We start from the raw sequence: 13,458 nt of genomic DNA on the forward strand, positions 1-13,458 counted from the left end.
ATGACCGTTCGCGCCCCTCTCGTGCCGGGAAAGCAGTCGCCGTGGCGGGCGGTGCCGCCGCAGATCACCCGCCCCGAGTACGTCGGGAAGAAGCGCCCGGCCCAGTGGCGCGGCTCGCACGTGCAGACCCCCGAGATCATCGAGCGGATGCGCGTCGCCGGGCGGATCGCCGCGCAGGCGACCCAGCTCGCCGGTGAGCACTGCAAACCGGGCGTGACGACCGACGAGATCGACCGGGTGGTGCACGAGTTCCTCTGCGACCACCGGGCGTACCCGTCGACGCTGGGCTACAAGGGCTTCCCCAAGTCGTGCTGCACCTCGCTCAACGAGGTCATCTGCCACGGCATCCCCGACTCGACGGTGCTCGAGGACGGGGACATCGTCAACGTCGACGTGACCGCGTACATCGACGGGGTGCACGGCGACACCGACGCGACGTTCTGCGTCGGCGACGTCAGCGACGAGGCCCGGCTGCTGGTCGAGCGCACCCACGAGGCGATGATGCGCGGCATCCGGGCGGTCGCGCCCGGTCGGCAGATCAACGCCATCGGCCGGGTCATCGAGGCGTACGCGCGCCGCTTCGGCTACGGCGTGGTCCGCGACTTCACCGGCCACGGCATCGGCGAGACGTTCCACAGCGGGCTGTACATCCCGCACTACGACAACCCGCGGCTCGACGTGGTGATGGAGCCCGGGATGACCTTCACCATCGAGCCGATGATCACCCTCGGCACCCACGAGTACGAGACGTGGGACGACGGCTGGACGGTCGTCACCAAGGATCGCAAGTGGACCGCGCAGTTCGAGCACACGCTGGTGGTGACCGAGGAGGGTTACGAGATCCTGACCCTGCCGTGACGACGCCCGAGCATCACGCGGACGTCTCCGGCGGCTGGCTGCGCGCGGCCACCTTCGGCGCGATGGACGGCCTGGTCACCAACATCGCCCTGATCGCCGGCGTCGGCGGTGGCGGCGTCGGCCGGCAGGCGCTGGTCCTCACCGGCGTGGCCGGCCTGGTGGCGGGCGCGATCTCGATGGGCATCGGCGAGTACACCAGCGTCCGCACCCAGAACGACCAGGTCGCGGCGGAGCTGGACAAGGAGCGGCACGAGCTGCGGGTCAACCCGGAGGGCGAGGCCGACGAGCTGGTCGGCATGTGGACCGCCCGAGGGCTGCCCGAGCCGCTCGCACGCCAGGTGGCCGACGTGCTGAAGGCGAACCCGGAGCAGGCGCTGCGGGTGCACGCGCAGGAGGAGCTCGGCGTCGTCCCGGACGAGCTGCCCAGCCCGCTCACGGCCGCGGTGTCCTCGTTCGGGTGCTTCGCGGTCGGCGCCGTGGTGCCGCTGCTGCCGTACCTGCTGGGCTTCGACAGCCTGGCCGCCGCCCTCCTGGCCGGCGGCGCGGGCCTGTTCGCGGCCGGGGTCCTGTTCGCGCGCTTCACCGGCCGCGCCTGGTGGCGCGGCGGCCTGTGGCAGCTGGCGCTCGGCGCCGCGGCGGCCGGCGCGACCTATGTGGTCGGTGCGCTGATCGGCGTCGGCGTCGCCTAGCTCTTATTCGAAGAGGGCGCCCAGCGGGCCGTCGACCGGGCGGCCCCGGGCGGTCAGCTCCTCCGCCTGCGTGTGCAGGACCGCGGCCAGCTCGGTGGCGTCGGCCCCGGCGAGGCCGGTGCGCTTGACCGCGTCGGCCCGGTTGCGGAAGTACGTGCGGCTGAGCAGGCCGGCGACCATGGCGGCGTGCAGCCGCGCCTCGGCCAGCAGGACCAGGGCGGCGTCGATCTCGTACCACTCGGCCAGCCGTACCGCCCGGGCGTGCGCGGCCGAGGCCACGCACCAGTTGCGCCGGGCGAGCCCGGAGAACTCGGCCGGCCGGGTCTCGGCGAGCCGGGCCAGGTGCGCGTCGCGCTGCCCGCCGAACCAGCCGCGCGGGTCGTACAGGTCGCGGGTGGTCAGGTAGCGGTCCGCCTCCAGCGGCCAGCGCGGGGTCAGCTCCGTGGCCCGGCGCATGCTGTCGTCGGCGCTGCCGACGCTGAGGTCGACCAGGATGCCGTCGACCCGGCGCAGGGTGGCGTGCGGCCCGGCGTTCGGCTTGTACGTGACGACCTGGAGGTTGAGGTCGCTGCTGTCGGAGTCGTCGCCGTGCGCCATCGATCCGTGCACGCCGATGGCCCGCACGTCGGCCGACCAGCGGCGCAGTATCACGTCACGGAGCCGGGTGGCCAGGTGCCAGCGGGGGTTGGCCAGGTCGTACTCGTCCTGCGACACTGCGTCATTCTCGGGCAAGAACCTGAAGTGTGAAAGCTCCTCAGGCCTTTCCCGGCCAGGCCATCGTCGCCGGGGTGACCTCGGCGAGGCGCCGCCACCGGGTCGCGCGGACGGCGGACTCGATCAATGCGTTCAGCGCGGTCGCCCGGTCGGCGCCCTCGCTGGCCGGCAGCACCGCGCGCCACGCCTGCGCGACGCCGTCCTCGACCTGGATGGCCAGCTTCAGCGCGGCGGCCCGGTCGGTGACCTCGAACGGCAGTTCGTAGCCGGCCGGCGCGGGCGCGGCGCTCGCCTTCAGCGCCGACAGGCGGCTGATCAGCGCGTCCCGCCGGGCCCGGTGCGCCGCCTCGGCCGCGCGGGCCTCGGTCAGGTCACCCTCGCCGGTCAGCCGCACCCCGAGAATCCCGTACGCGTAGATGGCCGCCTCTTCCGCGGCCAAAGCGGCAGTGAGCTGTTCACTCATCGGAGCGCCTCCGCGTGGGAGGCGCGGGCGGCAGCGATCGAGCCGGTGAGGCCGGCGCGGTCGGCCGGTGCGGTGCGGCAGGCCGTCGACGCGGTCTTCAGCGCCGCCAGCTCGGCCTTGCGCAGGGTCGCCACCGAGTCGGCCGCGTCACCACCCGCCACCGGCGCGCTCGACGCGGGCGCGCCCGAGGGCAGCGTCACGCCGATCACCCGGGCCAGCTCGGCGGCGTGTGCCCGGTGGTCCTCGGCCAGCGGCTGGAGCCGCTTCGCGAGCCCGGGCTCGGCCAGCACCGCCCGGTCGTACGCCGCCGCGAGCTGCAGCGCCTCGTCCAGCACCGGCTGCAACGCGTCGGGCGGCGGGACGGGGTCCGGATCGTTGTCGAGGAGCCCGCAGCCCGCCAGCGTCGTGGCGCTCAGTGCCGTGCCGGCCGCCAAGCGGATCAGCTGACGTCTTTTCACGTGGTAAGTCAACACCATCGTGGCCAAGCCCCGATGCCCACGCCGCTGACCTGCGCATGGCGCGGATTCGGTGCGGCGGCGGCCGGGCGGAGCCAGCGGCGCGTTACGCTCTGCGTCAGCCGCCGGGGATTTCGCCCCGGTGGCATCCCGGTGTTCCCGGCGATCGGCGTGCGGAGCCCTCTCCGCCCGCCGAAATCGAGCAGAAGGGTTGGGCCCGATGACGCAGCGTGATCGCGGCGGTGCCCGGGCGGCCAACCGCCGCAGTGCCGGTCGCGGACGCGATGCCGTCGCGGAGACGCGGACCCCCGCCGCTCCGCGCATCGACCTGGCGGCCGCGGGATCCCGCGTGCGCGCGGTGATCGAACCGGTCATCGCCGGCGCGGGTTTCGACCTGGAGGACGTCAGCCTGTCCCGCGCGGGCCGGCGGCACGTGGTCCGCGTGCTCGTCGACGCCGACGGCGGCATCGGCCTGGACGACGTCGCCGCGGTGTCCCGGGAGATCTCCCAGGCCCTGGACGCGGCCGAGGAGGCCGGCGGCGAGGTGCTGGCGGGCGAATACCAGCTGGAGGTCGGCTCGCCCGGCGTGGACCGGCCGCTGACCCAGCCCCGCCACTGGCGGCGCAACGTGAGCCGGCTGGTGACGGTCACCGTCGCGGGCAAATCGCTGACCGGGCGCGTGAAGGCCACCGACGAGACCGGCATCACCCTGGACGTCGACGGCAGGACCAGCGAGGTCCCGTACGCCGACCTCGGGCCCGGCCGGGTCCAGATCGAGTTCAAGCGGCTGGACGAGGCCGTCTTCCCGGACGAGGAAGAGCCGGAAGACGAGCCCGATGACGAAGATGAAGATGAAGACGACGACGAGAATGGGGAGGGCGAGGAGAGATGAACATCGACCTCGCGGCGCTGCGCGCCCTGGAGCGCGAGCGGGAGATCCCGTTCGAGACGATCCTCGCGGCGATCGAGACGGCGCTGCTGACCGCATACCGGCACACGGACGGGGCCGAGGGCCACGCCCGGGTGGAGATCGACCGCAAGAACGGCGCAGCCCAGGTCTTCGCACAGGAGCTGGACGCCGACGGCACGGTGGTACGTGAGTGGGACGACACACCGCACGACTTCGGCCGCATCGCCGCGATGACCGCCAAGCAGGTCATCCTCCAGCGGCTGCGCGAGGCCACCGACGAGGTGCACTTCGGCGAGTACGCGGGCCGGGACGGTGACCTGGTCACCGGCATCGTGCAGGCCGACGCCGCCCGCGCCGAGAAGGGCATCGTCATCGTCGACCTCGGCAAGCTCGAGGCGGTCCTGCCGCAGGCCGAGCAGGTGCCGGGCGAGACATACGAGCACGGTGCCCGGATCCGCTGCGTCGTGGTGCACGTCGCGAAGGGCTTCCGCGGACCGCAGATCACCCTGTCGCGCACCCACCCGGCGCTGGTGAAGAAGCTCTTCGCCCTCGAGGTGCCGGAGATCGCCGACGGCACGGTGGAGATCGCCGCGATCGCACGTGAGGCAGGTCACCGTACGAAGATCGCGGTGCATTCGCGGGTGACCGGCGTCAACGCGAAGGGCGCCTGCATCGGCCCGATGGGCCAGCGCGTCCGGGCCGTCATGAGCGAGCTGCACGGCGAGAAGATCGATATCATCGACTACTCGGAGAACCCGGCGCACTTCGTCGGCAACGCTCTCTCGCCGGCCAAGGCGCTGCGGGTCGAGGTGGTCGACGCGGCCACCCGGACCGCCCGGGTGACCGTTCCGGACTTCCAGCTCTCCCTCGCGATCGGGCGGGAAGGTCAGAACGCCCGGCTGGCCGCGCGGCTGACCGGCTGGCGCATCGACATCCGCCCGGACAACGACCCGGACCCGGCCGTGGAGCGCGATGCCGCAGAGACCGGAAGCTGACCGGATACGCGAGCGTCCGGTACGGGGGGTAGACTTTCGGGTGGCCGGTCCGACACGAACCTGTGTTGGGTGTCGCTCACGCGTGCCGGCCTCCGATTTACTGCGGTTCGTCGCGGTCGGGGCGGAGGGCAACCTCCGGCTCCAGCCCGATCCGAGTCGCCGACTGCCGGGTCGGGGAGCGCATCTGCATCCTGATCCGGCCTGCTTCGCGCAGGCGGAGCGGCGCCGTGCCTTCGGGCGCGCGCTGCGACTAACCGGTGTTGCTGACACCGGATTGCTTGCCGAACACATCCGCGCGGTCTCCATTCCGCGTGGAACAACCGATGATGGAGCGGTAAGTGCCCCATCCATGTCCAGCAAGGTAGGACGACCCAGATGAGCACACGATGAAGTCCCTGAAATGACCAGGCTTCTAGTGCACGAGTGAGGTCGGCGGGCGCTGCTCGCACGACCTCGAAGTGAGGAGTGCAGTGCCAGGCAAGGCCCGCGTTCACGAGCTCGCCAAAGAGCTCGGGGTCGACAGCAAGACCGTTCTCGCCAAGCTCAAAGAGATGGGCGAGTTCGTCAAATCCGCATCCAGCACGGTCGAGGCCCCGGTGGCCCGGCGACTTCGTGGTGCCCTCGACGCACAGGGCGGTGGCGCCCCTGCGGCACCCGCCGCTGCCGCGCCGAGCGCCCCGAGCGCGCCCAGCGCCCCCCGAGCCACCCCATCGACCGCGCGGCCGCAGCCGCCGCGCCGGCCCGCCGCCGCCCCGGCCGAGGGAGCGCCCACCAGCGCACCCACGTCCCCGGCGCCGTCACCCGGCTCGATGGTCCGGCCCAAGCCGCCGGTTCCCGTCCGACCGAGCCCCACGCCCGGTCCGGTCGCCAAGCCGGCGAGTGCCCATGACATCGAGGTGGCGGCCGCCGAGGCGCGCGCCTCGGCGCTGAAGGCCGAGCAGGAGGCCGCCGTCAAGGCGGCACAGGCTGCTCGCCAGCGCGACACCGAGCGCCGGGCGCAGCAGCCTCCGGCCGACGGGACCTCCCGTCCGCGGCCCCCGGGCCCGGGCACGGTTCCGCCGCGTCCCGGTTCGCCAGCGGCTACGCGTCCCGGAGCCCCGGGCGCGCCGACCACCGGTCGGCCCGGTCCGGGTGGCGCACCGCGCCCGCCGGCCCGCAGCCCCGGTAACAACCCGTTCGGCGTCTCCGGTGGCGCACAGCGTCCGACCCCGTCGGCGATGCCCCGGCCCAACCAGCCCGGCATGCCGCCGCGGCCGAGCCCTGCCTCGATGCCGCCGCGTCCCAGCCCCGCGTCCATGCCCGCACAGCGCCCCGCCGGTCCCGGCGGCGGTCGTGGCGGTCCCGGCGGCGGCGCAGGCCGTCCCGGCGGCCCCGGTGGCGGTCGTGGCGGTCCCGGTGGCGGCGCAGGTGGCGGCTTCCGTCCCGGTGGCGCCGGTGGCGCCGGCGGTGGCGGTGGTTACCGCGGCGGTCCCGGCGGTGGCGCCGGCGGCGGTGGCGGTTACCGCGGCGGTCCCGGCGGCGGTGGCGGTGGCGCCGGTGGCGGCTTCCGTCCCGGTGGCGGCGGCCCGGTCGGTGCCGGTGCTCCCGGTCGTCCGGGTGGTGGCGGTCGCGGTCGTGGCGGCGGTGCCGCGGGTGCCTTCGGGCGTCCCGGTGGCCGGCCGACGCGTGGCCGCAAGTCGAAGAAGCAGCGGCGTCAGGAGTTCGACAACCTGTCGGCTCCGCAGATGTCGTCGGGTGCGCCCCGCGGCCAGGGCCAGGAGGTCCGGCTGTCGCGTGGTGCGTCCCTCTCCGACTTCGCCGACAAGATCAACGCCAACCCCGGCTCGCTGGTCCAGGAGATGTTCAACCTGGGCGAGATGGTGACGGCGACGCAGTCGTGCTCTGACGACACGTTGCTGCTGCTGGGCGAGCACCTGGGCTTCGACGTGCAGATCGTCAGCCCCGAGGACGAGGACCGCGAGCTGTTGTCGCGGTTCAACATCGACCTCGACGCCGAGATCGCCGAGGACCGCCTCGTCACCCGTCCGCCGGTCGTGACCGTCATGGGTCACGTCGACCACGGTAAGACGAAGCTGCTCGACGCGATCCGCAAGACCAACGTGGTCGCCGGCGAGGCGGGTGGCATCACCCAGCACATCGGCGCCTACCAGGTCGTCGTCCCGCACCAGGGCGAAGACCGCGCGATCACCTTCATCGACACCCCGGGCCACGAGGCGTTCACCGCCATGCGTGCCCGTGGTGCCCAGGTGACGGACATCGTGATCCTCGTGGTCGCGGCCGACGACGGCGTCATGCCGCAGACGGTCGAGGCGTTGAACCACGCCAAGGCGGCCGAGGTGCCGATCGTGGTCGCGGTCAACAAGGTCGACAAGCCGGACGCCAACCCGGACAAGGTCCGCCAGCAGCTGACGGACTACGGCCTGCTCGCCGAGGAGTACGGCGGCGACACGATGTTCGTGAACGTGGCCGCCAAGCCCGGTATCGGCATCGAGGACCTGCTCGAGGCCGTGCTGCTGACCGCCGACGCGTCGCTGGAGCTCACCGCTCCGATCGACGGGCCGGCGCAGGGTGTCGCGGTCGAGGCCCACCTCGACAAGGGCCGGGGCGCGGTTGCCACGGTTCTGGTCCAGAAGGGCACGCTGCGTGCCGGCGACTCGATCGTGGCGGGTGGCGCGCATGGTCGCGTCCGCGCCATGCTCGACGAGAACGGCAACCAGGTCAGCGAGGCGGGCCCGGCCCGTCCGGTCCTGGTCCTGGGCCTGACGTCGGTGCCTGGCGCCGGCGACACGTTCCTGGCGGCCGAGGACGACCGCACGGTCCGGCAGATCGCCGAGCAGCGGCAGGCACGCCGCCGTGCGGCGAGCTTCGCGAACTCGAAGGGCAAGGCCACGCTCGAGACGCTCATGGAGCAGCTCAAGGAGGGCGAGAAGACCTCGCTCACCCTGGTGCTCAAGGGCGACGGTTCGGGTTCGGTCGAGGCGCTCGAGGACGCGCTGTTCAAGATCGAGATTCCGGACGAGGTGCAGCTCAAGGTCATCCACCGCGGCGTCGGTGCGATCACCGAGAGCGACGTCAACCTGGCGTCGGCTTCCTCGGACCAGACCGCAACGATCATCGGCTTCAATGTCCGGGCCAGCAACAAGGTCAAGGAGATGGCCGACCGCGCCGGCGTGGAGATCCGCTACTACAGCGTGATCTACCAGGCCATCGAGGAGATCGAGGCGGCGCTCAAGGGCCTGCTCAAGCCGGAGTACGAGGAGGTCGAGCTGGGCTCCGCGGAGATCCGCGAGGTGTTCCGTTCGTCCAAGATCGGTCTCATCGCCGGCTGTCTGGTCCGCTCCGGTCTCATCCGCCGCAACGCCAAGGCGCGCATCCTGCGCGAGGGCACCGTGGTGGCGGACAACGTCACGATCAGCTCGCTGAAGCGGTTCAAGGACGACGCCACCGAGGTCCGCGAGGGCTTCGAGTGTGGTCTCACCTTGGCCGGTTTCGGGTCGCCGCAGCCCGGCGACGTGATCGAGACCTTCGAGATGCGTGAGAAGGTGCGGGCCTAACAACCCCGGCTGACGGCCCCCGGCGCTTCGGCGCCGGGGGCCGTTGTCTTTACTACTGGAATGTCTCGCTATGCCTTGCTGCTCGCGCCCTCCGCCAACCGTGTGTACGCCGATCAGGCCGGCCGCCTCTCCCGGGCCGAGCTGGCCGCGTTCCGGCCGGTGCTCTCCGGGGACGTCACCGATGTCGGCGCCGAGGCGATCGGCGGGGTGGAGTACCTGACCTTCGACGCCGACCTGCAGCCTCGCGACGTCGCCTACCTGTCGAACATGTCGGCGGCGTACGCCCTCTTCGAGCGGGCCGGCGACGACCTGCTGCGCCCGGTCGAGCTCACCCCGCTGGCCCGCTACGACAGCGACCTGATCACCATTCCGAAGTACGCCGGCAAGACCAACGAGCAGTTCACCAAGCTGCTGCTCAACCTCACGCTGCTGGCCTCGAAGTCCGCGTCGCGGATGCTCGACGGCCACCTCGTCGTGGGTGACCCGCTTGCGGGCCGCGGCACCACGCTCAACCAGGCGCTCATGTACGGCTACGACGCCGTCGGCGTGGAGATCGACGGCAAGGACGTCGAGGCGTACAAGCTGTTCCTGCAGACCTGGCTGAAGCGCAAGCGCCTCAAGCACACCGCCGAGCTGGTGCCGGTACGCCGCCAGGGCCGCCGCGCCGCCCGCCGCCTGGAAATCACGATGGCCGCCAGCAAGGAGGATCACAAGGCCGGCGTGGTGCAGCGGCTGACGGTGCTCAACGCCGACACCACGGCGCTGGACGGCCTGATCCGGGCCAACACCGTCGACGTGCTGGTAGCGGACCTGCCGTACGGCGTCGCGCACGGCAGCTACGACGACGAGGGCGGGATGTCCCGCCGTCCGCTGGACCTGTTGGAGCGGGCCGTGCCGCAGTGGCTGGCGCTGCTGCGCCCCGGCGGCGCCATCGGGCTGTCCTGGAACACCAAGGTGGCCCGGCGGGAGCTCGCCGAGGACATCCTGCTCGCCAACGGCCTCGACCTCGTCGTGCACGAGGAGCTGAGCCACCGGGTCGATCAGGGCATCGAGCGCGACGTCGTGGTGGCCCGGAAAAGAGGCTGATCCCGGCGGCCGGCGGGCGTACCCTGCTCGCTGATGTATACCGAAACCGCGCTCTTCGACCTGCTCCTGCCCGGCGACTCCCACTCGCTCAAGCAGAAGCGCTCCTATGTCCGACCGATCATCGCGATGCTGCGCCGATACGAGGTCAGCGTCGCCGAGGTCGGCGCGCACGATCTGCACGGGCGGGCACAGATCGGGGTGGCCGTGGTCGCCGCCGAGGCGCACCAGGCGCGTGCGGTGATCGACACCTGTGAGAACCAGGTGGCCGGCCGCCCGGAGATCGAACTGCTCTCCGTGAAGCGGCGGCTACACGGTGACGATGACTGATCCGGGCTGGTCGGGACCGGGTCGGTGACGGACGGCCGGGACGTTCGGCGCGGGGCCGTCATGGGTAGGCTTCAGGCGTTGGGCGGGGTGGTTTCACCCGCAGGAAAGATTGTCGGAGGTGGGCGATATGTCAGATCCGGCCAAGACGCGTCGGCACGCGGAGCGCATCCGCGAGCTGGTGGCATCGCTGGTACGCGAGATCAAGGATCCCCGGCTCGGCATGGTGACGATCACCGACGCCCGGATCACGGGCGACCTCCGCGACGCGCACGTGTACTACACCGTGCTCGGTGACCAGACCGAGCAGGCCGCCACCGCGGCGGCGCTGGAGAGCGCCAAGGGCATGCTCCGCACCCGGGTCGGCCACGCCCTGGGGCTGCGGCACTCGCCGAGCCTGACCTTCGTGCTGGACAACGTCCTGGACCACGCCAAGGAGATCGACGATCTGCTGGCCGCGGCCCGGCACCGCGACGAAGAGGTGCAGCGGCTCGCCGCCGGCAAGCAGTACGCCGGCGACCCGGACCCGTACAAGGTCGACGAGGAGGACCTGGAGGACGCCGACGAGCGGGTCGGCGCCCGCGAGGATCAGGGGTGACCGAGGCGGTCGCCGCTTCGGTCAAGCCTGCGGCCGCCGACTGGACGGCGGCCGTCACGACGATCCGCGAGCTGGCCCCGACCGGGCGGGTCCTGCTGATCTGCCACGTCAACCCGGACGGCGACGCGCTGGGCAGCATGCTCGGCTTCGCGCTGGGGCTGCGCCGGCTCGGCGTGGCGCGGCTACAGGCGACGTTTCCCGGTGAGTTCGAGATTCCGGAGCCGTTCGCCGCGCTTCCGGGTCTCGACCTGCTGGTGCCGGAGGAGCAGGCGTGGCGGGATCCCGACCTGGTCCTGGTCTTCGACGTGGCCGCCGAGTCCCGGCTCGGCGGGCTCGCCGACCGGCTGCCGGCGGCACGGGCGACGGTCGTGCTCGACCACCACGTCTCGAACTCCGGCTTCGGCGCCGTCAACCTGGTCGACGGCGCCGCGGCCGCCACCTCCGTGGTCGTCGAGGAGCTGCTCGGCCGCCTCGACGTGCCGCTGGACGTGGAGATCGCGGAGTGCCTGTACGTCGCCCTGGCGACCGACACCGGCTCGTTCCGCTTCGACATGACCACGCCGCAGGTGCACGAGATGGCCGCCCGGCTGATCGCGACCGGGCTGCGGCCGGGTGAGATCTCCCGGCGCATCTTCGACAGCCGGCCGTTCGGCGCGATGAAGCTCTTCGCCGACGTGCTGGGCCGCGCGCGGCTCGATCCCGCGGCGGCGGGCGGGCACGGCCTGGTGTGGACCTACGCGACGCTGGCGGACCTCGAGCGGCACGGCCAGCGGCCGTACGTGCTGGACGCCCTCATCGACCCGGTCCGGTGCGTGGCCGAGGTCGACGTGTCCGTCGTGGTCAAGCAGCAGGCCGACGGCGTGTGGGCGGTGTCGATGCGCAGCAAGGGCGCGGTCGACGTGAGCGCCGTCGCGGTCGCGCTGGGCGGCGGCGGGCACCGGCTGGCGGCGGGCTTCACCGGCCACGGAACGCCCGACGAGATCGTGTCCGCCGTTTACGGCAAACTGGACAATAGTCTCATTTAGTCGATTTTCCCCCAGAAAGGCCGACCCGCGGGTCGGCCTTTTGTCATTCTTTCGTGTCCCGTACGGCGGGATGCCAATCGCAAAAAGCGGGACTGAACGATAGTTTGTTTGAACGGTGATTTGGTTTCTGCACGGGCGCTACCACCGCACGTCGCAGCTGCCTCGAGCCACCCGGGCGCATCCTCCCGGGGCGCGTCGCTTCGCTGCCCGTCCGGTGATCCCGGGCCGGCCTCCCGCGACGCCCCGCTCGATCGATCATTGGGTGCCGTGCACCCGTCCCGCCGTGGAAGGACCACGATCATGGCCGCCATGCCCAAGCCCAAGCCCCAGCCGTCCGACGACGCCCGCGAGCAGGCCCGCCGTGCGCTCCAGACGTCCATGGACACGCGCCAGTAGGTAAGTCTTCGAGCGCATTGCGCTCCTTACGGCTCGGCGGGCATCATGGTGAGTCATGAGCCCGCCCGCCGCGGTTGACGAGCGCACGCTGACGCGGCGGATCGTCGCCCTCGCCCTCCCGGCCCTGGTCGTGCTGGCCGCCGAGCCGCTGTATGTGCTTGTCGACACGGCGGTGGTCGGCCATCTCGGCCGCGTACCGCTGGCCGCTGTCGCCGTCGGCGGCACCGTGATGTCGGTCGCCGTGTGGTTCGGCACGCTGATGGCCTACGGCACCACCGGCCGGGCCGCCCGCCGCTTCGGCGCGGGAGACCGTGCCGCCGCCGTCGCCGAGGGCGCGCAGGCCACCTGGCTGGCCCTTGCCGTCGGTGTGCTGCTGGTGCTGCTCGCGCAGCTCTTCGCGGACCCGATCGCCCGGGCGCTGGCCGGCGATCCGGCGACCGCCGAGGCCGCCGCCGGCTGGCTGCGCATCGCGGCCCTCGGCGCGCCGGGCCTGCTGCTGGCGGCGGCCGGCAACGGCTGGATGCGCGGGGTGCAGGACACCCGGCGTCCGCTGATCTTCGTGCTCGGCGCGAACGTGCTCTCCGCGGTGCTCTGCCCGCTGCTCGTCTACACCGCCGGCTGGGGCCTGACCGGCTCCGCGGTCGCGAACGTGGTGGCGCAGTCGCTCTCCGGCGGCCTCTTCCTCCTGGCGCTTCTGCGCCAGCGGGCGCCGCTGCGGCCCAGCCCCGCGATCATCGTGCGCCAGCTCGTTCTGGGCCGGGACCTGCTGATCCGCGGCGCGGCGTTCCAGGCCTGCTGGCTGTCGGCCACGGCGGTGGCGGCCCGCTTCGGTGTCGCGGCGCTCGGCGCCCACCAGATCGGCCTTCAGCTCTGGTTCTTCTGCGCCCTGGCGCTGGACGCGGTGGCGATCGCGGCCCAGTCGCTGGTCGGCGCGGCGCTGGGCGCGAGCGACGGTGCCGGCGCCCGCGCGGTCGCCCGCCGGGTGACCGCGGTCGGTGCGGTGGCGGGGCTGGCCTTCGCCGCGCTGGCGGCGGCGGGCGCGGGCGTGGTGCCGAGCCTGTTCACCGGCGACCCGGCGGTGCTGGAGCAGGCGGCGATCGTCTGGCCGTGGTTCGTCGGCATGCTGCCGTTCGCCGGGGTCGTCTACGCGCTGGACGGCGTGCTGATCGGCGCGGGGGACGTGGGGTTCCTGCGCACGATGACGCTGGCGGCGGCCCTGTTCGGCTTCCTGCCGGCGATCTGGCTGGCCTACGCCCTGGACTGGGGCCTGGCCGGCGTCTGGTGCGGCCTGGCGCTGTTCATGCTGATCAGGCTGGTCTTCATCGTCATCCGCTGGCGCGGCACCCACTGGACCGTACTGGGCGTGACCCGCTGACGGCGCCCAACTAGGT

At 72.4% G+C, this 13,458-nt stretch carries 14 protein-coding genes; 11 read left to right on the plus strand and 3 right to left on the minus strand.

The genetic code is table 11. The features are described 5' to 3' along the window. Together map and BJ971_RS04870 are read left to right on the plus strand one after the other, a co-directional pair. The gene (gene map / locus BJ971_RS04865; RefSeq protein ID WP_184990197.1) at positions 1 to 858 is read left to right on the plus strand and encodes a type I methionyl aminopeptidase; all 858 of its coding nucleotides are present in this window, start codon (positions 1 to 3) and stop codon (positions 856 to 858) included. Beyond that, positions 855 to 1,547, plus strand: coding sequence for a VIT1/CCC1 transporter family protein (locus tag BJ971_RS04870; RefSeq protein WP_184990198.1), 693 nt, complete (start codon positions 855 to 857; stop codon positions 1,545 to 1,547). Before map ends, BJ971_RS04870 begins: the two co-directional genes overlap by 4 nt. A gap of 3 nt (positions 1,548 to 1,550) precedes the next feature. Here the strand turns inward: BJ971_RS04870 and BJ971_RS04875 are convergent, their stop codons facing one another. From BJ971_RS04875 to BJ971_RS04885, 3 genes are read right to left on the minus strand one after another with little or no spacing between them, the layout of a single operon-like run. Then, positions 1,551 to 2,261 (minus strand): nucleotidyltransferase domain-containing protein, encoded by a 711-nt coding sequence (locus BJ971_RS04875; RefSeq protein ID WP_184990199.1) that lies wholly within the window; start codon positions 2,259 to 2,261, stop codon positions 1,551 to 1,553. Between the two features lie 40 nt (positions 2,262 to 2,301). After that, positions 2,302 to 2,724: a DUF4439 domain-containing protein gene (locus tag BJ971_RS04880; protein ID WP_184990200.1), complete on the minus strand. Its 423-nt coding sequence runs from the start codon at positions 2,722 to 2,724 to the stop codon at positions 2,302 to 2,304. Beyond that, positions 2,721 to 3,182 (minus strand): hypothetical protein, encoded by a 462-nt coding sequence (locus BJ971_RS04885; protein ID WP_239087551.1) that lies wholly within the window; start codon positions 3,180 to 3,182, stop codon positions 2,721 to 2,723. The genes BJ971_RS04880 and BJ971_RS04885 overlap by 4 nt, the downstream gene beginning before the upstream one ends. A 217-nt stretch (positions 3,183 to 3,399) precedes the next feature. On the opposite strand from BJ971_RS04885, the gene rimP reads away from it, so the two are divergent. The 9 genes from rimP to BJ971_RS04930 all read left to right on the plus strand — a co-directional run bounded on the left by rimP (position 3,400) and on the right by BJ971_RS04930 (position 13,442). Beyond that, on the plus strand, positions 3,400 to 4,071 hold the full coding sequence (rimP, locus tag BJ971_RS04890; protein WP_184990204.1) for a ribosome maturation factor RimP: 672 nt from the start codon (positions 3,400 to 3,402) through the stop codon (positions 4,069 to 4,071). Beyond that, positions 4,068 to 5,084 (plus strand): transcription termination factor NusA, encoded by a 1,017-nt coding sequence (gene nusA / locus BJ971_RS04895; protein ID WP_184990206.1) that lies wholly within the window; start codon positions 4,068 to 4,070, stop codon positions 5,082 to 5,084. Before rimP ends, nusA begins: the two co-directional genes overlap by 4 nt. Next, positions 5,062 to 5,463, plus strand: a complete 402-nt coding sequence (locus BJ971_RS04900) for a YlxR family protein (protein ID WP_184990208.1) — start codon at positions 5,062 to 5,064, stop codon at positions 5,461 to 5,463. Before nusA ends, BJ971_RS04900 begins: the two co-directional genes overlap by 23 nt. A 91-nt stretch (positions 5,464 to 5,554) precedes the next feature. Further along, a complete protein-coding gene (gene infB / locus BJ971_RS04905) occupies positions 5,555 to 8,638 on the plus strand; it encodes a translation initiation factor IF-2 (protein WP_184990210.1) in 3,084 nt (1,027 codons plus the stop codon). A gap of 60 nt (positions 8,639 to 8,698) precedes the next feature. Continuing rightward, positions 8,699 to 9,724 (plus strand): TRM11 family SAM-dependent methyltransferase, encoded by a 1,026-nt coding sequence (locus tag BJ971_RS04910; protein WP_184990212.1) that lies wholly within the window; start codon positions 8,699 to 8,701, stop codon positions 9,722 to 9,724. A gap of 33 nt (positions 9,725 to 9,757) precedes the next feature. Beyond that, positions 9,758 to 10,051 (plus strand): DUF503 domain-containing protein, encoded by a 294-nt coding sequence (locus BJ971_RS04915; RefSeq protein ID WP_184990214.1) that lies wholly within the window; start codon positions 9,758 to 9,760, stop codon positions 10,049 to 10,051. Between the two features lie 127 nt (positions 10,052 to 10,178). Further along, positions 10,179 to 10,646, plus strand: a complete 468-nt coding sequence (gene rbfA, locus BJ971_RS04920) for a 30S ribosome-binding factor RbfA (protein WP_184990216.1) — start codon at positions 10,179 to 10,181, stop codon at positions 10,644 to 10,646. Continuing rightward, positions 10,643 to 11,671: a DHH family phosphoesterase gene (locus BJ971_RS04925; protein WP_184990218.1), complete on the plus strand. Its 1,029-nt coding sequence runs from the start codon at positions 10,643 to 10,645 to the stop codon at positions 11,669 to 11,671. The genes rbfA and BJ971_RS04925 overlap by 4 nt, the downstream gene beginning before the upstream one ends. A 451-nt stretch (positions 11,672 to 12,122) precedes the next feature. Next, positions 12,123 to 13,442 (plus strand): MATE family efflux transporter, encoded by a 1,320-nt coding sequence (locus BJ971_RS04930; protein WP_184990220.1) that lies wholly within the window; start codon positions 12,123 to 12,125, stop codon positions 13,440 to 13,442. The last annotated feature ends 16 nt before the right edge of the window (positions 13,443 to 13,458 follow it).

The sequence above is a fragment of the Amorphoplanes digitatis genome (assembly GCF_014205335.1).
Classification (GTDB): domain Bacteria; phylum Actinomycetota; class Actinomycetes; order Mycobacteriales; family Micromonosporaceae; genus Actinoplanes; species Actinoplanes digitatus.

Coding starts and splice junctions, on each gene's coding strand:
- map (WP_184990197.1), top strand. CDS start 1: ATGACCGTTCGCGCCCCTCTCGTGCCGGGAAAGCAGTCGCCGTGGCGG.
- BJ971_RS04880 (WP_184990200.1), bottom strand. CDS start 2,724: ATGAGTGAACAGCTCACTGCCGCTTTGGCCGCGGAAGAGGCGGCCATC.
- rimP (WP_184990204.1), top strand. CDS start 3,400: ATGACGCAGCGTGATCGCGGCGGTGCCCGGGCGGCCAACCGCCGCAGT.
- nusA (WP_184990206.1), top strand. CDS start 4,068: ATGAACATCGACCTCGCGGCGCTGCGCGCCCTGGAGCGCGAGCGGGAG.
- BJ971_RS04900 (WP_184990208.1), top strand. CDS start 5,062: ATGCCGCAGAGACCGGAAGCTGACCGGATACGCGAGCGTCCGGTACGG.
- BJ971_RS04910 (WP_184990212.1), top strand. CDS start 8,699: ATGTCTCGCTATGCCTTGCTGCTCGCGCCCTCCGCCAACCGTGTGTAC.
- BJ971_RS04915 (WP_184990214.1), top strand. CDS start 9,758: ATGTATACCGAAACCGCGCTCTTCGACCTGCTCCTGCCCGGCGACTCC.
- rbfA (WP_184990216.1), top strand. CDS start 10,179: ATGTCAGATCCGGCCAAGACGCGTCGGCACGCGGAGCGCATCCGCGAG.
- BJ971_RS04930 (WP_184990220.1), top strand. CDS start 12,123: ATGAGCCCGCCCGCCGCGGTTGACGAGCGCACGCTGACGCGGCGGATC.